Annotated in this window: 17 protein-coding genes; 8 read left to right on the top strand and 9 right to left on the bottom strand. The window is 69.5% G+C overall.

The window, feature by feature from the left end:
- Positions 1–596: 596 nt before the first annotated feature.
- Positions 597–1,396 (top strand): IS5 family transposase gene (locus ENC19_RS20705; RefSeq protein ID WP_164448904.1). Its coding sequence is split into 2 segments (ribosomal slippage): positions 597–933 and positions 933–1,396, totalling 801 coding nucleotides; the frame shifts between segments, so codons are not numbered across the junction.
- Between the two features lie 116 nt (positions 1,397–1,512).
- Here ENC19_RS20705 and ENC19_RS20700 read toward each other — a convergent pair.
- From ENC19_RS20700 to rpmH, 8 genes are all read right to left on the bottom strand, one after another.
- Positions 1,513–2,517: a ParB/RepB/Spo0J family partition protein gene (locus tag ENC19_RS20700; protein WP_164448770.1), complete on the bottom strand. Its 1,005-nt coding sequence runs from the start codon at positions 2,515–2,517 to the stop codon at positions 1,513–1,515.
- A gap of 27 nt (positions 2,518–2,544) precedes the next feature.
- Entirely contained in the window at positions 2,545–3,828 is a 1,284-nt protein-coding gene (locus ENC19_RS31510) for a ParA family protein (protein WP_164448769.1), read from the bottom strand.
- A gap of 348 nt (positions 3,829–4,176) precedes the next feature.
- Entirely contained in the window at positions 4,177–4,857 is a 681-nt protein-coding gene (gene rsmG, locus ENC19_RS20690) for a 16S rRNA (guanine(527)-N(7))-methyltransferase RsmG (RefSeq protein WP_166458925.1), read from the bottom strand.
- A 111-nt stretch (positions 4,858–4,968) separates the two neighbouring features.
- Positions 4,969–5,556, bottom strand: coding sequence for a Jag family protein (locus ENC19_RS20685; RefSeq protein ID WP_164448767.1), 588 nt, complete (start codon positions 5,554–5,556; stop codon positions 4,969–4,971).
- A gap of 213 nt (positions 5,557–5,769) precedes the next feature.
- A complete protein-coding gene (gene yidC, locus ENC19_RS20680; protein ID WP_164448766.1) occupies positions 5,770–6,756 on the bottom strand; it encodes a membrane protein insertase YidC in 987 nt (328 codons plus the stop codon).
- A gap of 3 nt (positions 6,757–6,759) precedes the next feature.
- Positions 6,760–7,047, bottom strand: a complete 288-nt coding sequence (yidD, locus tag ENC19_RS20675) for a membrane protein insertion efficiency factor YidD (RefSeq protein WP_164448765.1) — start codon at positions 7,045–7,047, stop codon at positions 6,760–6,762.
- The gene (rnpA, locus tag ENC19_RS20670) at positions 7,044–7,457 is read right to left on the bottom strand and encodes a ribonuclease P protein component (RefSeq protein ID WP_164448764.1); all 414 of its coding nucleotides are present in this window, start codon (positions 7,455–7,457) and stop codon (positions 7,044–7,046) included. The genes yidD and rnpA overlap by 4 nt, the downstream gene beginning before the upstream one ends.
- A 34-nt stretch (positions 7,458–7,491) precedes the next feature.
- Positions 7,492–7,629, bottom strand: coding sequence for a 50S ribosomal protein L34 (gene rpmH, locus ENC19_RS20665; protein ID WP_013736606.1), 138 nt, complete (start codon positions 7,627–7,629; stop codon positions 7,492–7,494).
- 619 nt (positions 7,630–8,248) lie between these two features.
- On the opposite strand from rpmH, the gene dnaA reads away from it, so the two are divergent.
- The 5 genes from dnaA (at position 8,249) to ENC19_RS20640 (ending at position 14,728) form a co-directional block, all read left to right on the top strand.
- Positions 8,249–10,057: a chromosomal replication initiator protein DnaA gene (dnaA, locus tag ENC19_RS20660; protein ID WP_164448763.1), complete on the top strand. Its 1,809-nt coding sequence runs from the start codon at positions 8,249–8,251 to the stop codon at positions 10,055–10,057.
- A 776-nt stretch (positions 10,058–10,833) separates the two neighbouring features.
- Positions 10,834–11,967 (top strand): DNA polymerase III subunit beta, encoded by a 1,134-nt coding sequence (dnaN, locus tag ENC19_RS20655; RefSeq protein ID WP_164448762.1) that lies wholly within the window; start codon positions 10,834–10,836, stop codon positions 11,965–11,967.
- A 38-nt stretch (positions 11,968–12,005) separates the two neighbouring features.
- Positions 12,006–12,878, top strand: coding sequence for a phosphogluconate dehydrogenase (NAD(+)-dependent, decarboxylating) (gene gnd, locus ENC19_RS20650; protein ID WP_164448761.1), 873 nt, complete (start codon positions 12,006–12,008; stop codon positions 12,876–12,878).
- Between the two features lie 16 nt (positions 12,879–12,894).
- Positions 12,895–14,028, top strand: a complete 1,134-nt coding sequence (recF, locus tag ENC19_RS20645; RefSeq protein WP_164448760.1) for a DNA replication/repair protein RecF — start codon at positions 12,895–12,897, stop codon at positions 14,026–14,028.
- 172 nt (positions 14,029–14,200) lie between these two features.
- Positions 14,201–14,728 carry a DciA family protein gene (locus ENC19_RS20640; protein ID WP_328824316.1) on the top strand — a complete coding sequence of 176 codons (528 nt, stop codon included), beginning with the start codon at positions 14,201–14,203 and terminating at the stop codon, positions 14,726–14,728.
- 31 nt (positions 14,729–14,759) lie between these two features.
- Here the strand turns inward: ENC19_RS20640 and ENC19_RS20635 are convergent, their stop codons facing one another.
- On the bottom strand, positions 14,760–15,341 hold the full coding sequence (locus ENC19_RS20635) for a hypothetical protein (RefSeq protein WP_164448759.1): 582 nt from the start codon (positions 15,339–15,341) through the stop codon (positions 14,760–14,762).
- Between the two features lie 537 nt (positions 15,342–15,878).
- On the opposite strand from ENC19_RS20635, the gene gyrB reads away from it, so the two are divergent.
- Positions 15,879–17,825, top strand: coding sequence for a DNA topoisomerase (ATP-hydrolyzing) subunit B (gene gyrB / locus ENC19_RS20630; RefSeq protein WP_164448758.1), 1,947 nt, complete (start codon positions 15,879–15,881; stop codon positions 17,823–17,825).
- Between the two features lie 126 nt (positions 17,826–17,951).
- The gene (gene gyrA, locus ENC19_RS20625; RefSeq protein ID WP_164448757.1) at positions 17,952–21,728 is read left to right on the top strand and encodes an intein-containing DNA gyrase subunit A; all 3,777 of its coding nucleotides are present in this window, start codon (positions 17,952–17,954) and stop codon (positions 21,726–21,728) included.
- Position 21,729: the final 1 nt, after the last annotated feature.

Here is a 21,729-nt window from a genome sequence, read left to right as displayed (position 1 = left end):
TGCCGTAAGTCGGAGAGTGCCCGGCGACTGACGCTGCGACCTCCACCCGTCGCCCCGGGAGCCGGATCAGGGCACCGCAGCGGCGTCGCGCCGACCGAGGCGGCAACCGACACGCCACCGCCGAGAGAGCGCCGTCTTCGCCGTCGTTGACCTGCCTCCGCAGGCTGATGGCCAGGGGCGCCGAAGATGTCGCCGACGGAAGCGGGAGTAGTCGCTCCAGTTCATGCCGAACTGGAAACCGCCGGGCCGGTGCTGCTGCTCGCCCTCGCCGATCGGTGATTGGTGTGGCGCCCAGGAACGTTCCACCGGGAGCGCCGCGCACGGCCGGCAACCGGCGGCTACCTGATACGCAGCGGCGGCTTACCTGACACGCAGCTCGGACGGCCACCGGCGGCCTACCTGACACACACCAGCCGCGTGGCGTCGTCGGCCAGAATCAACCGCCACCGCCTCACTGAACGCCGTCCGGCCGCGCAACCGATCGGGGCCGGCGAGCGGCGGGCACTAAGAGCTCCTAACGAAATGATGTTGGGCGTGTCCTCGGGACGTGAGGGTCGTTCTGTCTGAACGTGAGGAGGGGTGAGCAGCCGCCGTGGATCGTCTCGGACGACCTGTGGGCCGAGATCGCGCCGCTGCTGCCACCCCGACCACCACGCAGGCACCGGTTCCCCGGCCGCAAGCCCCTGGATGATCGCAAGGTGCTGTGCGGGATCCTGTTCGTGCTCTACACCGCGATCCCGTGGGAGTACCTGCCACAGGAGCTCGGCTTCGGGTCGGGAATGACCTGCTGGCGCCGGCTGCGGGACTGGAACGACGCCGGCGTGTGGCAACGACTGCACGAGGTGCTACTCGGCAGACTCCGGGCCGCCGGGCAGCTCGACATGTCGCGGGCGGTGATCGACGGCTCCCACGTCCGGGCGCTCAAGGGCGGCCCAAAACCGGTCCGAGCCCGGTCGACCGCCGCAAGCCAGGCTCGAAACACCACGTCATCACCGACGCGGGCGGCATCCCCCTCGCCACGGCGCTGACCGGCGGCAACCGCCACGACGTCACCCAGCTCATGCCCTTGGTGGACAAGGTCCCCCGGATCAAGGGCATCCGCGGCAGGCCACGACAGCGACCCGAGCGGATCTACGCCGACCGGGGCTACGACTACGACTGCTACCGGCGCGACCTGCGAGCCAAAGGCATCGCCCCGGTCATCGCCCGACGCGGCACCAAGCACGGCTCAGGACTCGGCACCCGACGCTGGGTCGTCGAGCAGACCATCGCCCTGCTGCACTGGTTCCGCCGCCTCCGCATCCGCTGGGAAATCCGCGACGACATCCACGAAGCGTTCCTCACCCTCGCCTGCGCCATCATCTGCTGGCGCCGACTCCAACACTCAAAGAGTTAGGAGCTCTAAGCAGTTGACGGCTGACTGAGGCGGGACCGGTACTGTGCGCTGCGGCTGCCGAGACGACAAGGCCGCCTCGTCAGGTGCCTGGCGAGGCGGCCTTGTCGATTCGTGGATCAGTCTTCCGACTCTTCGCGCTCCACTCCGATGATGCCGACGATTCGCTCTAGGTCGTCGACGGTCGCGAACTCGATCGTGATCTTGCCCTTGCTCCGCCCGATGTCCACCTTCACCCGGGTGTCGAACCGGTCGGAGAGGCGGTCGGCGAGATCGGTGAGCGCCGGAGCGTGTGGCTTCGGGCGGCGCTTCGCCGACTCCTTCTTGCCCGGCCCGTCGTTGAGGGCGAGCGCGACGATCTCCTCTGTCGCCCGGACCGACAGGCCCTCGGCGACGATCCGAAGTGCCAGTTGCTCCTGGGTCTCCGGATCCTCCAGGCTCAGCAGCGCCCGGGCGTGCCCGGCGGACAGGACACCGGCGGCGACGCGGCGCTGTACCGGGGCCGGCAGGTTCATCAGCCGGATGGTGTTCGAGATCTGCGGCCGACTGCGACCGATGCGCCGGGCGAGTTCCTCGTGGGTGGCCCCGAACTCCTCCAGCAGCTGCTGGTAGGCGGCCGCCTCCTCCAGCGGATTGAGGTTCGCCCGGTGGATGTTCTCCAGCAGCGCGTCCCGCAGCATCGCGTCGTCTCGGGTGTCGCGCACGATCGCCGGGATGTGCTCCCGGCCGACCGCCTGGGCGGCTCGCCACCGGCGCTCGCCCATGACGAGCTCGAACTTCTCGCCGTCGAGTTGCCGCACCACGATCGGCTGAAGAAAGCCGACCTCCTGGATGGAGGTCTTCAACTCCTCCAGGGCCTCCTCGTCGAAGACCTGGCGAGGCTGCTTCGGGTTGGGCACGATCGAGTCGACCGGGATCTCCGCGAAGCGGGCGCCGGGCACCGGGCTCAGGGTCGCCTCAGGTTCGATCGGCGGGGCCGACACCGGCATTACGGTCGGTGCCGCAACGGCCGTCGACCCACCCGTTCCCCCGGTCAGGGTGCCAGCGCCAGCGTCCGGCGCCGGCCCGGTCGGAATGAGCGCCCCCAGGCCCCGCCCCAGACCGCCCCGTGGACGGTTCTTCATGCCACGCCTCCCAGCGCCTCGTACGCACTACGCATTCCGGCTCACCGGCTCCTTGACGCCCCGCTCGGCGATCTCCTGCGCGGCCTCGAAGTAGCTCGTCGCGCCCCGCGAACCGGGATCGTAGGTCATCACCGACTGGCCGTAGCTGGGCGCCTCGGAGACCCGCACGTTACGCGGGATCACCGCCTCGAGCACCTTGTCTCCGAAGTGGTTCCGGACGTCCTGCTCGACCGCGTCGGCGAGCCGGGTACGGCGGTCGTACATGGTGAGCAGGATCGTGGAGACCTCAAGCTGCGGGTTGAGGTGCTGACGAACCAGGTTGATGTTGTTGATGAGCTGATTGAGCCCTTCGAGCGCGTAGTACTCACACTGGATAGGTATGAGCACCTCCTGCGCTGCCACCAACGCGTTGACGGTCAACAGACCGAGCGAGGGCGGGCAGTCGATGAACACGTAGTCGAAGTGCCCCGGGTAGGCGGTGATGGCGCGGTCCAACCGCGACTCACGGGCCACCACGGAGACCAGCTCGATCTCGGCACCGGCGAGATCGATGGTGGCCGGCACACACCAGAGGTTGGGAATGCCCTCCACCGCCTGGGTCACATCCTCCAGCGGCACACTGTTGATCAGGCAGTCGTAGACGTCGGGCACGCCGGTGTGGTGTGGCACGTTCAGCCCGGTCGAGGCGTTGCCCTGCGGGTCGAGGTCGACCACGAGCACCCGGTTGCCATGCAGGGCCAGCGCCACCGCGAGGTTGACCGTGGTCGTGGTCTTACCCACGCCGCCCTTCTGGTTCGCGACGCACATGACCCGGGTCCGGTCGGGCCGAGGCATGGTCACCTCGCCACTGGGATTCAGGATCTGCACGGCGCGCATCGCCTCCATAGCCAACGGTGGGTCATCCTCTTCGCGCGTCGGGGTTTCACGTGAAACGTACGCGGCCTCGGTCGCGGCTGTTGCGTAGGAACCATCCGCAGGTGCGGGCGTGTCGGAAGCCGGTCGAGGATCCGGCACCATCGCGGAGGTCGGGGGGTTTGCCGCCGCCGCCTCGAACCGTGCGGAGGCGGAGGTGTTCCGGCGAATCGGAATCACCCGCGCGTCCGGGGACGCGTTGATCGGGCGACCACTCGCGTCCGCTCCCTCGCCGGCCCCCGACCACGGAACACCCGACGTCGGCGCGTTACGACCGGGTTCGGGTGGGCTCTGCGACACCTCGGAGGGCCGCCAGTTCGGATATTCGGTTTCACGTGAAACAGGGTCACCCGGTGACCCGGTCACGCGCGGATCGTCGTACCTGCCGTCGTCATGCACCTGTCATCCCTGCCCGCTTCGGATGGTCGGTCCGCACCCGTCAACCGGGCCACTCGCGTGCTCTCCGCAGAGGTACCGCCCGGCGGGAGCGGTCAGGCCCCGGAGGGAAATCCATCGCCGCCCGCTCCACACTATCGACGCGCGGCCAGCCTACGGCGCACGGGCGCGGCCGGTCCACGTCGGGTTCGTAACCCGCCGGTCGCATGTTGCCCGGGGAACCGGCCAGGACCGCCCCGAAACCCCGCCCCACACGACGGGGACGGCGTGAAGACGCAGGTCAGCAGCAGGAACGACGAGCCGAAGTCAGCTGCGACAGCCGCAGCACCAGAGGCCAGGTCCCGACCCGGCTCACCGGCGACGCGAACGCGACTTCCTCGACGAGGTACGGGGAGCCGGACCGGCGGTCCGTTCCCGGACGATCTCGACCACGGTGGTCGGCGGATCCACCACGCCCGCACCACATCGGTGCAAGACGGGTCGACCACCACCGAGGCGGTGCACCGCCTCGGCATGCTCGGCGATCTCCTCCGCCGCGGAGGCACCCTTCAGGGCGAGCAGTCGACCACCCACCCCGGTCAGCGGCAGGCACCAACTCGCCAGCCGGTCCAGCGGCGCCACCGCCCGGGCGGTGACCACCTCGCCCGGCACGGCATCCGCCCTCCCGACGGCCTCCTCGGCCCGGCCGCGAAACACCCGCACCGAGTCGGTCAGTCCGAGCGCCTCCACCGCCTCCTCCAGGAAGGCGGTACGGCGAGCCAGCGGCTCGATGAGGGTCACCGCCAGGTCGGGCCGGGCGATGGCGAGCACCAGACCGGGCAGCCCGGCACCCGATCCCACGTCCAGCACGCTGGCGCGCGGCGGGATCAGCTCGGCCACCGTCGCGCAGTTCAGCAGGTGACGGTCCCAGATCCGGGGTGCCTCGCGGGGGCCGATCAGCCCGCGCACCACACCGTCGGTCGCGAGCAGCTCGGCGTACGCGGCCGCGACGTCGAGGCGTACGCCGAACAGCTGGCGAGCCGCCGGGGCCAGTTCGGGCGGTAGCACGGCAGTGCTGGGGTCCGGCGGGACAGCCGGCGGCCCGGGCGGCGTACCACCCGGGCCGGACGCGGCGCTGCCGCTGGCGTGCTGTCGAGTCACCCGTCAGTCCGCGGGACGGACGACGATGCGCCGGCTGGGCTCGACGCCCTCGGACTCGCTCTCCACCCCGTCGATCGCGTTGACCACATCGTGAACGCACTTGCGCTCGAAGGCCGACATCGGCTCCAGCCGCACCGGCTCCCCGTGCTCCTTGACCTTCTCGACGGCGTTGCGGGCAACCGCCGCCAGTTCCTTCCGCCGGTTGGCGCGGTACCCGCCCACGTCGAGCAGCAGGCGGCTCGGTGCGCCGGTCTGCCGGAACACCGCGAGCCGGGCCAGTTCCTGAAGTGCCTCCAGAGTGGCGCCGCGCTGGCCGACGAGGTTCTGCAGGCGTCCGCCGACGACCTCGACCACCGGGCGGCCGCCCGACACCAGTTCGTCGATGTCGCCGTCGTAGTCGAGGATGTCGAGCAGCCCCTCCACGTAGTCGGCCGCGATCTCGCTCTGCCGGAACAGGTCACTCTCGCCGGCGGTCTTGCTCGGTGCCGCTTCGGCGTCGGTCTCCTCCGGCTCGCCCCTGACCGGAGCCGCCGCGGTCGGCTCCTCGTCGTCCAGGGGCTGGTCGGCGCGGGGGATGCTGGTGTCGGTCACGGTGTCATCTCCGTACTCGCTCGGCCGGACCTCGGGTCCGCTGGTTTCCCGGGGCCGGCGGGACGTCGCCGGTGCCCGCGGGCACGTCTGTAGGGGCAGTCTCGCCCGTCCGCCACCGCACGGGTGACGCTTCGCGCACCTGCGCCGGCCATACGGCGGCCGCACGGCGTGCAACGGGCCGCCACCGGTCTTCCGGCGGCGGCCCGGACGTATTCAGCCCTGCCGCTTGGCGGGGCGGCCCTTCTTCGGGTTGACCGGCTTGGCACCCGGCTTCGGGCCGGCGATCTTCGGCGCGGCCGGCGGCGGTGCCGGGGTCGGCTTGCTCCGGCCGAACAACCCGCTGGTCTTTGCCGGCTGTGCGCCGTTACGCGCCGAGGTGCCCGGCTTTGCGCTGGTCGCGGTCACCGGCGGCGGGAACTTGCGCAGCACCCACTGCTGCTGCCCGAGCGTGAACAGGTTGTTGGTGACCCAGTAGATGATCACACCGATCGGGAAGATGGCGCCGGAAACCAGCAGGGACAGCGGGATGCCGTAGAGCATCAGGCGCTGGATCATGCGCTGCTGTGGGTCCTCCGCCCAACCCGTCTTGAGGATCATCTGGCGGCTGGTGAGGTAGGTGGTGCCCATCATCACCAGCACCAGGACACCGGCCATGATCTTCACGACGGTGCCGTTGGCACCGAGCTGTGCCAGCTCCGCCGCGGTCGAGCCGAACTTGCTGGCGATCGGGGCGGTGAACAGGGTCGCGTCCGAGGCGCTGTTGAACTGGTCGACCGTCCAGCCGTAGATGTCCTTGTTGTTCTTCGCCGGGTCCGGGTTCAGGCGACGCAGCACGTGGAAGAGGCCGAGGAAGACCGGGATCTGGAGGAACATCGGAAGGCAGCCCATGAGCGGGTTGGCCTTTTCCTTCCGGTAGAGCTCCATCATCTCCTTCTGGAGCGTCTCCCGGTCACCCTTGTGCTTCTCCTGGAGGGCCTTGACCTGCGGCTGGAGCGCCTGCATCGCCCGCTGCGACTTGATCTGCTTGACGAAGACCGGGAACAGGATGACCCGGACCGTGACCACCAGGAAGACGATGGCGAGGATCCACGCCCAGTTGGTGCCGAGGACCGCGCCGTCCGGAATGCCGATGGCGTCCCAGGCCGAGTGCCAGGCCAGCAGGATCCACGAGATCGCGTAGTAGATCCAGTCGAGACTCAATTCTCAGGCTCCAGTCACGTCGGCAGGTCGACGGTCGCCCGGCTCCGGCACCGGGTCGTATCCGCCAGGATGGAATGGGTGACAGCGCGACAGCCGCCGGACCGTCAGACCGGCTCCCCGGAGCGCACCGTGCCGGGCCACGGCCTCCAGGGCGTAGGCGCTGCACGACGGGTAGAACCGACAGCGGGCCGGCAACGCCGGGCTTATCCACCGACGGTACGCGATGATGGGCAGGGTCAGCACCCGGGCACCGGGCGTAGCCGGGCCGGACGGTGTCTGCTCGGCACTCATCGGGGCCGCCGTCTCCGACCGGCCCGGGCGGCCTCGAGCGCCGCGTCCAGGTCGGCGCCGAGTCGCTGGTAGGTGGCGTCGGCCGCAGCCGGCAGGGCGCGTACCACGAGGGTGCTTCCGGCCGGCAGGTCGACGAGGCGTTCGCGGGTCAGATGCCGCAACCGGCGGCGGACCCGGTTGCGGACCACCGCCGGTCCGACCGCCTTGGAAACGACGAAGCCGGCGCGGGACACTGGCGTGGAGTCTGCCTCCGCGCTGTCCCGCGCCGGCTTCGGCGCTGCGTTGTCGGATCCGGTTGTGCCCGGCACGGTCAGATGGACGGCCAGGGCACCGCGACCGGCTCGACGACCACCACGAACCGCTGCGGCGAAGTCGCTGCTGCGCCGCAGTCGTTGGGCGGCCGCCAGCACGACGTCACGTCCTCCGGAGCGGACCTGACCGGCCTCAGGCCGACAGGCGGGCGCGGCCCTTGGCGCGACGGGTCGAGATGATGGCGCGGCCGGCCCGGGTGCGCATGCGCAGCCGGAAGCCGTGGGTCTTCGCGCGCCGGCGGTTGTTCGGCTGGTAGGTGCGCTTGCTCACGTCAGGCTCTCCGTTGTCGGACGCCCCGGACGAGTGGATCGCCGGGTCGTGGTGGTCCGGGCCGCCGCTGCGGCAGCCCCGATCGGTGCTGCCCTGCGGGTGCGTGACCTCGGTTGTGCGGTGCGCGACCGCGGGCAGCGAGCACCCATCACCCTAGCAGAGGGCGTGAGAGCAGCCCCTCCAGCCTAGGCCGGGGGGCAATCAGCGTCAAACCCGGTCACGGCGGCGGTGAGCTGCGACGGGAGACGACCGAAGCGGCGGTTTTCACGGATGCCGACAGGGGCGACCCGCGCTGGCGGTTGAAGACGCGGCGACAACGCTGTTACCGTGCCCGATTGCGGTCAGCGTCGGAGTTTCGCCGATGTCGCCGGCAGGCAAGACCGGACACGGTGGTGAATCGTTCGGCACGGTGAACCCCGCTTCAGTGCCCGGCCACGGCAGGGGGCAGGTCCGACCCGCGATCGGCGGGCGGCCACAATCGGTCGGTACACAGGCTGTGGATAACTTGTGGAGAACGACCGGGTGCGGCGATCGGGTGGGTGGCGTCATCTCGCCCGCCGGTATCGGGCCACCGGAAGACGGCGGCGTCCGGGAGCAGAGGCGAGGGGGTGGCACGACGGTGGCCGGTACGACCGACCTTGCCGCGGTGTGGACGGCGACGACCGACGAACTCGCTGACGAGATCATTTCCGCGCAACAGCGGGCATACCTGCGGCTGACCCGCCTGCGCGCGATCGTCGAGGACACCGTCCTGCTCTCCGTGCCGGACGCCTTCACCCGGGACGTGATCGAGTCCCGGCTGCGCCCGGCCATCACCGAGGCGTTGACCCGCCGGCTGGGCCGACCGGTCCAGGTCGCCGTCACCGTCCGGGTACCGGAGGACGGCCGGGCCACCGGCACCGTCTACCGCAGCACTCCGGAATCGGACCCGATGGACCACGGTCCCGGCGAGTCGGCCGACCGGTCGACCGGTCCCGACAGCGGGCGGCAGCTCCCACTGATTCCCGAGCAGCCCCACCCGGGCCGGTTCGACCGGCCGGCACCGCCGGACGCACCACCCGTCGAGGACGATTCCCGTACCGCTGGCCCCGGCGGACAGGAGAGCCTCTTCGGTGCCGGGTTCGGCGAGCCCGTCCCACCGGCGGAGAGCACAGGACGGCGCGCGTCGGAGCGGTTGGGCTTCGCCGATCAGGGTGGACACCTGGACCGAGGGACCACCGGCCCGCGCGGGTACGCGTCGCGCTACGGCGACGACTCCGGCGTTTCGCCCCGCGACCAACACGTGATTCGGGCCATACCGGCCGACGGCGCCACCGACAGCGGACCCGGCCGCGGCGGTCCGGATCACCGACCGGTCGGCCGAGACGATCGGCGACTGCCCACCGGCGCGGACAGTGGCGGCAACCGGCTCAACCCGAAGTACATGTTCGAGACGTTCGTCATCGGGTCGTCCAACCGCTTCGCGCACGCCGCCTCCGTAGCGGTGGCCGAGTCACCGGCGAAGGCTTACAACCCGCTGTTCATCTACGGCAGCTCGGGACTGGGCAAGACCCACCTGCTGCACGCGATCGGCCACTACGCCACCACGCTGGGCAACGCCCGCTCGGTCCGGTACGTCTCCACCGAGGAATTCACGAACGACTTCATCAACTCGCTGCGGGACGACAAGACCAGTGCCTTCCAACGCCGCTACCGCGACGTCGACATCCTGCTGATCGACGACATCCAGTTCCTGGAGAACCGCGAGCGGACCCAGGAGGAGTTCTTCCACACGTTCAACACCCTGCACAACGCCAACAAGCAGATCGTGATCACCTCAGATCGCTCGCCCAAGCAGCTGGCGACGCTGGAGGACCGGCTGCGGACCCGGTTCGAGTGGGGCCTGCTCGCCGACATCCAGCCACCGGACCTGGAGACGCGGATCGCGATCCTGCAGAAGAAGGCCGCACAGGAGAGACTCTTCGCCCCACCGGACGTGCTGGAGTTCATCGCCTCCCGGGTGTCGAACTCGATCCGGGAACTGGAGGGGGCGCTGATCCGGGTCACCGCGTTCGCCAGCCTGACCCGGTCGAACGTGGAACTGTCGCTGGCCGAGGAGGTGCTACGGGACTTCATCCCGGACGGCACCGGGCCGGAGATCACCGCCGACCAGATCATGGTCTCCACCGCCGACTACTTCGGCGTCAGCCTGGAGGACCTGCGCGGGCACTCCCGGTCGCGGGTGCTGGTGAACGCCCGCCAGGTCGCCATGTACCTGTGTCGCGAGCTGACCGACCTGTCGCTGCCCCGGATCGGCCAGGCCTTCGGTGGGCGCGACCACACCACCGTGATGCACGCCGACCGCAAGATCCGCCAGCAGATGGCCGAACGGCGCTCGCTCTACAACCAGATCGCCGAGCTGACCAACCGGATCAAGCAGAACACCTGAGGGGTACGCCCCCCGCACGACCACGGTGAGGGTCCGGCCGATCACGGTCGGACCCTTCTTCGTGCTCACCGGGTTGACCCTCGACGAGGTATAGGCCACACGATCGAAGGCGTGTCCACACCGCGCGCCACTCGTTGTCCACAGCTTGTTGTCCACCGTCGGTGGATGAACACGCGCCGTCAACACCCAGTTACCCACAGCCTGTGGAGAAACCCTGGGGACAATGCTGTGGACCGCTGTGGACGCCTGGGGACAACCACCGCCGTTGTCCACCGCCGACCGGTCGCCTGTGGGGAAGCTGTTGAAGGTTCTGGGGATGACGGCGGACGAGACGCGCGCGGCGATCCACAGGTCTGGGGAGAAAGTCGGTGGATTACCGGTGGACAACCGGTGGACGACGGTGGACAACCGTGTGCACGGGAGCCACCTGTGGATCGCCAGGCGGGTTTTACCCCCGCTCATCCACAACGAACCCACCTGTGGAGAACGCACCTGACCTGCCCGTACTCGGGTTCTCCACAGTTTGCACAGGTGCGATGAAGACGATGAGTTATCTCTTCTGAAAGAACAAAAACCAATCATCACCGTTGGACTTCCTGTGGATCGGTCGACAGCTGCCGGACAGACCCGTCAGCAGCGACACGAACCATGGGGTCGGACACACAGCCGATACGCTCGCGCCCTAAGGTGCGAGGGGTACCCGCACGCCAGGCGGGTCGGTGGGCAGCGTCCGGCATGAGAGAGTTGACGACGTCGACGTCGACGCGGAGGCATTGATGAAGTTCCGAGTGGAGCGCGACGCGCTCGCCGAGGCCGTGGCCTGGACCGCGAAGAGCCTGCCCAACCGGCCGTCCGTACCGGTGCTGGCCGGGGTGCTGCTGCGGGTCACCGAGGGCAGTCTGCAGGTCTCCGGCTTCGACTACGAGGTCAGTAGCCAGGTGACCGTCGAGGTGCAGGGCGACGCCGACGGCGCCGCGCTGGTCTCCGGGCGGCTGCTCGCCGAGATCACCAAGGCGTTACCCGCCAAGCCCGTCGACATCGCCGCCGTCGGCGCGCATCTCGAACTGGTCTGTGGCAGCGCCCGGTTCACCCTGCCCACCATGCCGGTGGAGGATTACCCCACCCTGCCCGAGATGCCGGCCAGCGCCGGCACCGTCGATGCGGCGGCGTTCGCCGCGGCGGTGGCACAGGTGGCGGTCGCCGCGAGCCGCGACGAGACGCTGCCGATGATGACCGGCGTACGCATCGAACTGTCCGGCGGCAACCTGGCCATGCTCGCCACCGACCGGTACCGGCTGGCCCTGCGCGAGATGGAGTGGAACCCGGACGACCCGGAGATCAGCCTCAACGCGTTGGTCCCCGCCCGGACGCTCAACGACACCGCCAAGACCCTCGGCCCCCTCGGCGGCCAGGTCGTCCTGGCCCTGTCCCAGGGCGCCGCCGGCGAAGGCATGATCGGTTTCTCCGGTGGCACCCGACGCACCACCAGCCGGCTGCTCGACGGCGCCAACTACCCGCCGGTCCGCTCGCTCTTCCCGGCCAGCCACAACGCCGAGGCACGGGTGCCGGTCAGCACCCTCATCGAGGTCGTCAAGCGGGTCGCCCTGGTCGCCGAACGCGCCACCCCCGTGCTGCTCAGCTTCAGCGCCGACGGGCTGGTGGTGGAGGCCGGCGGCACCGAGGAGGCCCGGGCCAGCGAGGCCATGGAGGCCAGCTTCACCGGCGAACCGCTGACCATCGGTTTCAACCCGCAGTACCTCATCGACGGGTTGTCCAACCTCGGCACCCAGTTCGCCGTGCTGCACTTCGTCGACGCCTTCAAGCCTGCGGTCATTTCTCCCGCCGGGGAGGATGGCGAGCTCATCGGTGGGTACCGGTACCTCATCATGCCGATCCGCGTGTCCCGCTGACCGGCAGAGCCAACCGCACCCACGAAAGGTCACCAGAGATGCAGCTCGGCCTGGTAGGACTCGGCCGGATGGGCGGCAACATGCGCGAACGGCTGCGCACCGCCGGTCACGAGGTGGTCGGTCTCGACCACAACCTGGAACGCAGCGATGTCGCCAGCATGGCTGAACTGGCCGAGAAGCTGGACGCGCCACGGGCGGTCTGGGTGATGGTGCCCGCCGCCGTCACCGACGCCACCATCGACGAGGTGGCCGCCGTGCTCGACGAGGGCGACCTCATCATCGACGGCGGCAACTCGCGGTTCAGCGAGGACGCCCTGCGGGCGGAGCGGCTGCACGAACGCGGCATCGGCTACGTCGACGTGGGCGTCTCCGGCGGGGTGTGGGGCCGGCAGAACGGCTACGGCCTGATGGTCGGCGGCGCACAGGACCACGTCGACCGGCTCATGCCGATCTTCGACGCGCTCAAGCCCGACGGCGACTACGGCTTCGTGCACGCCGGGCCGGTCGGCGCCGGCCACTACGCCAAGATGGTGCACAACGGCATCGAGTACGGCCTGATGCACGCCTACGCCGAGGGCTACGAGCTGATGTCCGCCTCCGAACTGGTCACGAACGTGCCCGGTGTGATCAAGTCCTGGCGCGAGGGCACCGTGGTCCGCTCCTGGCTGCTGGACCTGCTCGACCGGGCCCTCGACGAGGACCCCGAGCTGACCCAGCTCAGCGACTACACCGAGGACACCGGCGAGGGGCGCTGGACGGTGGACGAGGCGGTCCGGCTCGCCGTGCCGCTGAACGTCATCACCGCCTCGCTGTTCGCCCGGTTCTCCTCCCGGCAGGAGGACTCTCCGGCGCTCAAGGCCGTCTCCGCACTGCGGCAGCAGTTCGGCGGGCACGCCGTACGCAAGCCCTGACCGGCGCCGCGGCCCCGTGTACGTCCGCCGGCTCGAACTTGTCGACTTCCGCTCCTACGAGCGGATCGACGTCGACCTCGAACCGGGCCCGAACGTCCTGATCGGCGCCAACGGCGTCGGCAAGACGAACCTGGTGGAGGCGCTGGGCTACGTCGCGACACTCGACTCCCACCGCGTCGCCACCGACGCCCCGCTGGTGCGGATGGGCGCCGCCGCCGCGGTGATCCGCTGCGCGGTGGTGCACGACGGCCGCGAACTCCTGGTGGAGCTGGAGATCGTCCCGGGCAAGGCCAACCGGGCCCGCCTCGGCCGCTCCCCGGCCCGCCGGGCCCGCGACGTGCTGGGCGCGCTACGGCTGGTCCTGTTCGCCCCGGAAGACCTCGAACTGGTCCGGGGCGACCCGGCGGAGCGCCGCCGCTACCTCGACGACCTGCTGGTGCTGCGCCAACCCCGCTACGCCGGGGTGCGCGCCGACTACGAGCGGGTGGTCAAACAACGCAACGCGCTGCTGCGCACCGCGTACCTCGCCCGAAAGACCGGCGGATCGCGGGGCGGCGACCTGTCCACCCTCGCCGTCTGGGACACCCACCTGGCCCGACACGGCGCCGAGCTGCTCGCCGGGCGGCTGGAACTGGTCGCCGCCCTCGCGCCCCACGTGACCAAGGCGTACGACGCGGTGGCCGCGGGCCGGGGCGCGGCGGGAATCAGCTACCGGCCCTCGGTGGACCTCGTCGAACCGACCACCGACCGGGACGCCCTCGCGGCGGTGCTCACCAGCGCGTTGGCGGAGTCCCGCCCCGCCGAGATCGAACGTGGCACCACCCTGGTCGGCCCACACCGCGACGACCTCACCCTCACCCTCGGCCCGCTGCCGGCCAAGGGCTACGCCAGCCACGGCGAATCCTGGTCGTACGCGCTGGCGTTGCGGCTGGCCGGCTACGACCTGCTGCGCGACGACGGCATCGAGCCGGTCCTGGTGCTCGACGACGTCTTCGCCGAACTGGACGCCGGCCGGCGGGACCGGCTCGCCGAACTGGTCGGCGGCGCCAGTCAACTGCTGGTGACCTGTGCGGTCGCCGACGACGTGCCAGCCGCCCTGCGGGGCGCCCGGTACGAGGTGACGGAGGGGGCGGTACGTCGTGCCGACTGAACCACCGCAGCCGGACAGCGCGCCCCCGGGGCAGCCGCGTGGGTCGACTGGGCGACGCGGTGCGCGTACCGCGGGAAAGGGCGGCACCGGCGACGGCGGCCGAACCGACAAGCCCGCCGGCCGCCCGACGGAGCCGACAGCCGCAGCGCCCACGGCGGCGTCCGGCGACACCGTGCCGGTGACCGACGGCGGCGAGGGTGTCACCGGGCCGCAGTTGGCCCGCGCGGTGCTGGACGCGGCGAAGGCGCGGCGCGAAGCCGCCGGCCGTCCCCGGCGGCGCACCGCGACCGGTGCCGGCGACGGTGAGCGTCGGTTGCGCGGCTACTCCGGCCCCGGCCCGGACCCCCGCGATCCGCAACCCCTCGGTGCCGTGCTCAACCGGCTGGTGAAGGCCCGGGGTTGGCAACAGCCGGCCGCCGAGGCCACCGTCTTCGGTGCCTGGGAACGGGTCGTCGGCGCGGAGGTCGCCCAGCACAGCCGGCCGGTGAAGCTGGAGAACGGCGAACTGACCGTCGAGGCCCGCTCCACGGCCTGGGCGACGCAGCTACGGCTGCTCGCCGGCTCGCTGTTGCAGCAGATCGCCCGCGAGATCGGCCACAACGTGGTTCGCAAACTTCACATTCACGGCCCGGCGGCGCCCTCCTGGTCACGTGGCCCGCGCCGGGTACGTGGCCGGGGCCCCCGCGACACCTACGGCTGACCGGCCAGCCCGCCCGGTGCCGGCGCGACCGCTACGACTGCGCCGCCCGGCGAGGCGCCGCCGACTCGGCGTAGATGGCGAAGCCGTTGTCGGCGCAGCGCCGGTAGAAGGCGGCGAGCACGCTCAGCTCCGCGCAGGTGAAGGTCCACTGGGGCGCGGCACCGCTGTCGTCGCGCAGCGCGTCCAGCCGGCTGTCCAGCCACCGCAGCTGCTGCTCGGCCAGGCGACCGTCGGCCAGCAGCGAGCGCAGCACCGTACCCACCGAGTCGAAGGTGACCGCCTCACCGTGCGGACGGTGCGCGGCGACGAAACGTTCGATGCCGCCCGCGATCCAACCGCACCCGTCCGGGTCGATCACCGGATCCTCGTCCTCGGCGGCCGCGTCTGTGGCGTACAGCACACCATCGAGGCCGAGGATCAGATCCACCACCTCCGTGTACGCGGTGGCCCGGACCGTGCCTGTCTTCGCGATCAGCTCGGCGAGCGCGGCGGTCGGCGCCGAGATTCCCGGCACCTCGACGATGTCGCCGAAGTCGACGAACTCGGCCGGCGCGACCGGGTCGTAGAAGCGGCCGGTCCGCGGCCACTGAACCGCGACGTTGTCCAGCCCCATCTGGTGTCACCTCTCAAGGCACGGGCGAGTGGATCGGGTCGATCGTCCGGTTCCAACGGTGAAAGATCAAGGCCGCTCCGGCAACCCGAGGGTCGAGGATCGCCCGTCCCGGGTCGTACCGACCATTACCGCCCAGCGCTCACCGCCGCGCCCGGCAGCGCCGTCACGCGACAGATCCGTTGATCATGCCGTGGCGTGTAGGGGGAGTCGCGGACAGCGCGATTCGGCCCGCTACGGAGATCTGAGCCGCTGCGAAGGGGTGCCGAGTGGTGGTTCTATCGCCCGCGCACAGTAAGATTGGCGTGAGACGAAGACCCGGTGCGGAGTGACGGGTCACGGGTCCGGTGCGGGCCCGCGATCATCCGTCCGACTCGGGTCGAGCCGATCGCGATCCGCGGGCGACCGCGGCGACCGGCGCGTTCGACCCGTACCCCGGATTTGTCCCCGGTGCCGGTCCGCGTGCCGACGTCGTGTCTGTCCGCCGAACCCGCGTTCGACGTGCCCTGTGGCGCGCCGGGCGCGAGAAAGTGGCCGAGGGTGGCAGCGCAGGACAATCAGCAGTACGGCGCCGAGTCGATCACCGTTCTCGAGGGGCTGGAGGCGGTCCGCAAGCGGCCCGGTATGTACATCGGGTCCACCGGCGAACGCGGCCTGCACCACCTCGTGTGGGAGGTCGTCGACAACGCGGTGGACGAGGCGCTGGCCGGCTACTGCGACACCATCGACGTGGTGCTGCTCGCCGACGGCGGCGTCCGGGTCACCGACAACGGCCGGGGATTCCCGGTCGACCTGCATCCCAAGCTCAAGAAGCCGGGTGTCGAGGTGGCCCTGACCGTCCTGCACGCGGGCGGCAAGTTCGACGGCAAGGCGTACGCGGTCTCCGGCGGTCTGCACGGCGTCGGCGTCAGCGTGGTCAACGCCCTCTCCACCCGGATGGCGGTGGAGATCCACAAGGACGGCTTCGTGTGGCGGCAGCAGTACCACCACTCCAAGCCGACCACCCTGGAGAAGGGCGAGCCGACCGACCGCACCGGCTCGGCGGTCTCCTTCTGGCCCGACCCGAACGTCTTCGAGACCGTCGACTTCGACCTCCAGACGATCTACCGCCGGCTCCAGGAGATGGCGTTCCTGACCCGTGGCCTCACCATCCACCTGCTGGACGAGCGGGTCGCGGAGGGCGAGGAGGGCAAGCTCCGCGAGGTCACCTTCAAGTACGACGGCGGCATCGCCGACTTCGTCCGCCACCTCAACGCCTCGAAGACCCCGATCCACAAGACGGTGATCGAGTACGGGGCCGAGGAGGAGGGCATGTCACTCGAGATCGCCATGCAGTGGAACGAGTCGTACGGCGAGTCGGTCTACACCTTCGCGAACAACATCAACACGCACGAGGGCGGCACCCACGAGGAGGGCTTCCGGGCCGCGTTGACGAGCGTCGTCAACCGCTACGGTGCGGAAAAGAAGCTGCTCAAGGGCGACGAGAAGCTCTCCGGCGAGGACATCCGCGAGGGCCTCGCCGCGATCATCTCGGTCAAGCTGACCAACCCGCAGTTCGAGGGCCAGACCAAGACCAAGCTCGGCAACACGCCGGTCAAGAGCTTCGTCCAGCGGGTCTGCAACGACCGGCTGGTCGACTGGCTGGACCGCAACCCCGCCGAAGCGAAGATCATCATCACCAAGGCCTCCCAGGCCGCCCGCGCCCGGATCGCCGCCCAACAGGCCCGCAAGCTGGCCCGACGCAAGTCGCTGCTGGAGTCCGGCTCGATGCCGGGCAAGCTGGCCGACTGCCAGTCCACCGACCCGCGCGAGTCCGAGGTGTTCATCGTCGAGGGTGACTCGGCCGGCGGCTCGGCCAAGCAGGGACGCGACCCGCGTACCCAGGCGATCCTGCCGATCCGCGGCAAGATCCTGAACGTGGAGAAGGCCCGGATCGACCGGGTGCTGAAGAACAACGAGGTGCAGGCGCTGATCACCGCGTTGGGCACCGGCATCCACGACGACTTCGACATCGAGAAGCTGCGGTACCACAAGATCGTGCTGATGGCCGACGCCGACGTCGACGGCCAGCACATCCAGACGCTGCTGCTCACCCTGCTGTTCCGCTTCATGCGCCCACTTGTGGAACTGGGCCACGTCTACCTGGCCGCCCCCCCGCTCTACAAGATCAAGTGGAACCGGAAGGGCGACGACGCGCAGTACGCGTACTCCGACCGGGAGCGCGACGGGCTGATCGCGCTGCGCCAGCAGAAGAAGGCGAGCGCCAAGCCGGACGACATCCAGCGGTTCAAGGGTCTCGGCGAGATGAACTACCCGGAGCTGTGGGAGACCACGATGAACCCGGCCACCCGTACGCTGCGCCAGGTGACCCTGGACGACGCGGCAACCGCCGACGAGCTGTTCAGCGTGCTGATGGGCGAGGACGTGGAGGCGCGCCGCTCGTTTATCCAGCGCAACGCCAAGGACGTGCGCTTCCTGGACATCTGACGGACGCCGTACCGGGCCGGAGCGTTCCGGCCCGGTACGGGTCCACAGAGTTATCCACAGCTTGGCCGGTATCCACAGCCGTTATCCACAGCGCAAAAGCGACACTCAGTCTGATAAGGGTTAACAGTGACCGATTCCCCCGAGTCCACACCTGACACGCCCGAGGTCCCCGAGCCGCTGGCCGCCGTCGTCTCGCGCGACCGGATCGAGCCGGTCGGGCTCGAGGTGGAGATGCAGCGCTCGTACCTCGACTACGCGATGAGCGTCATCGTCGGGCGGGCGCTGCCGGACGTCCGGGACGGGCTCAAGCCGGTCCACCGCAAGATCCTGTACGCCATGTTCGACTCCGGCTACCGGCCGGACCGGGGCTACGTGAAGTGCTCCCGGGTCGTCGGCGACGTGATGGGCCAGTTCCACCCGCACGGCGACTCGCCCATCTACGACGCGCTGGTCCGGATGGCCCAGCCCTGGTCACTGCGCTACCCCCTGGTCGACGGCAACGGCAACTTCGGCTCGCCCGGAAATGATCCGGCTGCGGCCATGAGATATTGCGTTACGGCAGATGCCCGTATTCGTACCGCAATGGGAAGCGTGCGGATCGGCGACGTGGTGCCGGGCGCCGCGTCGAGCAGCGAGACCGACATCGACCTCAAGGTCCGCGACCGCAACGGCGACCTGGTCCACGCCTCGAAGTTCTTCCACTCCGGCGAGCACCCGACGCTGCGGCTGCGTACCCGCGAGGGGTACGAGCTGACCGGCACCCACAACCACCCGGTGCTCTGCCTGGTGGACGTGGCCGGCGTGCCGACCCTGCTCTGGAAGCTGCTCGCCGAGATCTCCCCCGGTGACCGGGTGGTGCTCCAGCGCAGCGTGCCGGACGAGATCGGCTACCCGATGCTTGAGCACGTCGAAGCCGCCGTTCTCGCCGGTGCTTATGTCAGTGAGGGCTGGACATCTGCTGATCGCGTCGGCTTCGACAACTGCGATCGGGAGTTCTTTGTCCGCGTCCTGGCGGCTTACGACCTCGCCGTGGGTGGTCGACGTTGGGTCGGAACCGAAACGACCATCACCGGCAAGACGCTGCACAAGCTACGCGGCTGGATTTCCGACTTTTCGGGATCGATCCTCGGTGAGTTGGTTGGCGCGCGCAGCGCTGACAAGTTCGTGCCGGAGTTCGTCTGGCAGGGTCCGGCGGCCATCAAGCGGGCCTTCCTCCAGGCGATCTTCGAAGGTGACGGCTCGTCCTCGCTGCTGCCGCGCCACACCATCCAGATCTCGTACTCCACCCGCAGCGAGCGGCTCGCCCGCGAGGTGCAGCAGTTGCTGCTGGAGTTCGGCGTGATCAGCCGGCAGTGCCGGTACGACGACGGCGAGATCAAGGTTGTCGTCACCAACCGCCGGGACGCGCGGATCTTCGCCGCCCAGGTCGGTTTCCTCGGTCGCAAGCAGGCCAAGCTGGAGTCCGAACTGGCCTCGGTGCCGGCGAGCAGCACCGCCCTCTCCAGCGATCACGTGCCGTTGGTCGGCGACTTCATCCGCGAGCACGGCGCCAGCCGGTGGACCGAGCGGGACTGGCTGCGCCGGCACAACGTGGACCGGGTCGAGCGGTGGGAGCGGGACCGCGACGAGATCGCCGCTCGGATCACCAACGTCGAGGTGCTCGACGTGGTCGAGCCGCTTGTCGACGGGCGTTTCTACTACGCCGAGGTGGCCGAGGTAGCGGACGCCGGTGTGCAGCCGGTCTACAGCATCCGGGTCGACACCGACGACCACTCGTTCGTCTCCGACGGGTTCGTCAGCCACAACACCGAGTGCAAGCTCGACCCCCTCGCGATGGAGATGCTGCGGGACATCGACGAGGACACCGTCGACCTGCAGGACAACTACGACGGCCGGGCCAAGGAGCCCACCATCCTGCCGTCGCGGATCCCGAACCTGCTGGTCAACGGGTCCGAGGGCATCGCGGTCGGCATGGCCACCAAGATCCCGCCGCACAATCTGCGCGAGATCGGCGCGGCGGTGCAGTGGTGCCTGGAGAACCCGGAGGCCGACGAGGCCACCACTCTCGAAGCCCTACTGGAGATCGTCAAGGGCCCGGACTTCCCCACCCACGGTCTGATCGTCGGACAGTCGGGGATCCAGGACGCGTACCGCACGGGTCGCGGCTCGATCCGGATGCGGGCCGTGGTCGAGGTGGAGGAGGACAAGCGGGGTCGGCCGGCGCTGGTGGTCAGCGAGCTGCCGTACCAGGTGAACCCGGACAACCTGGCCGAGCGGATGGCGGAGCTGATCAAGGAGGGCAAGCTCGGCGGGATCGCCGACATCCGCGACGAGTCCTCCGGGCGTACCGGCATGCGGATCGTGCTGGTGCTCAAGCGCGACGCGGTTGCCAAGGTGGTGCTGAACAACCTCTACAAGCACACCCAGCTCCAGGAGACCTTCGGCGCCAACATGCTGGCGCTGGTCGACGGGGTGCCACGCACGCTGAACCTGGCGAAGTTCATCCGCTACTACGTCGAGCACCAGATCGAGGTGATCCGGCGGCGGACGGCGTTCCGGCTGCGTAAGGCGGAGGAGCGGGCGCACATTCTGCGCGGCCTGGCCAAGGCGCTGGACGCGCTCGACGAGGTGATCGCCCTGATCCGGCGCTCGCCGACGGTGGAGGACGCCCGGCAGGGTCTGATCCGGCTGCTGGAGATCGACGAGATCCAGGCGACCGCGATCCTGGACATGCAGCTGCGCCGGCTCGCCGCGCTGGAGCGGCAGAAGCTCCTCGACGAGTTGGCCAAGCTGGAGGTGGAGATCGCCGACCTCAAGGACATCCTGGCCAAGCCGGAGCGGCAGCGTCGGATCGTCTCGGAGGAGTTGGGGGAGATCGTCGCCAAGTGGGGCGACGAGCGACGCACCAAGATCATTCCGTTCGACGGTGAGGTCTCGATGGAGGACCTCATCGCGCGGGAGGACGTGGTCGTCACCATCACCCGGACCGGGTACGCCAAGCGAACCAAGGTTGATCTCTATCGCTCGCAGCGGCGGGGCGGCAAGGGTGTCAGTGGCGCCTCGTTGCGGCAGGACGACATCGTCAGCCACTTCTTCGTCTGCTCGACGCACGACTGGATGCTGTTCTTCACGAACAAGGGGCGGGTGTACCGGGCCAAGGCGTACGAGCTTCCGGAGGCCAGTAGGGTGGCCAAGGGTCAGCACGTGGCCAACCTGCTCGCCTTCCAACCGGACGAGCAGATCGCACAGATCATCGAGATCCCGAACTACCAGGTGGCTCCCTACCTGGTCCTGGCGACGAAGAACGGTCTGGTGAAGAAGACGCGGCTTGAGGAGTTCGACTCCAACCGGTCCGGCGGCATCATCGCGATCAACCTGCGCGATGAGGACGAGCTGGTCGGTGCTGCGCTCGCCGGCCCCACCGACGACCTGCTGCTGGTCTCCAAGAACGCCCAGGCGATCCGGTTCAACGCCACGGACGAGGCCCTGCGCCCGATGGGTCGGGCGACCTCCGGCGTGATCGGCATGCGCTTCAGCGAGGAAGATGAGCTGTTGGCCATGGAGGTCGTCCGGGAGGGTCTGGACGTTCTCGTGGCCACGAACGGCGGGTACGCGAAACGTACCCCGATCGAGGAATACCCGGTGCAGGGCCGGGGAGGTAAGGGTGTGCTGACTGCGAAGATCACCGAGCGACGCGGTGGTCTGGTCGGCGCTGTCGTGATCGACCCGGACGATGAGCTGTTCGCTATCACCAGCAACGGTGGCGTCATCCGGACTCCGGTGAAGCCTGTACGCCGTACGCGTGACCGGAACACAATGGGGGTCAAGCTGATGGACCTTCCGGACGGCGTGACTATCGTGGCGATTGCTCGAAATGCCGACGAGCCTGACGAACAGGACTAGT

It is taken from the genome of Verrucosispora sioxanthis, from assembly GCF_010560025.1.
Taxonomy (GTDB): Bacteria; Actinomycetota; Actinomycetes; order Mycobacteriales; family Micromonosporaceae; genus Micromonospora; species Micromonospora palythoicola.
This window is presented reverse-complemented; position numbering and strand designations above follow the sequence as displayed.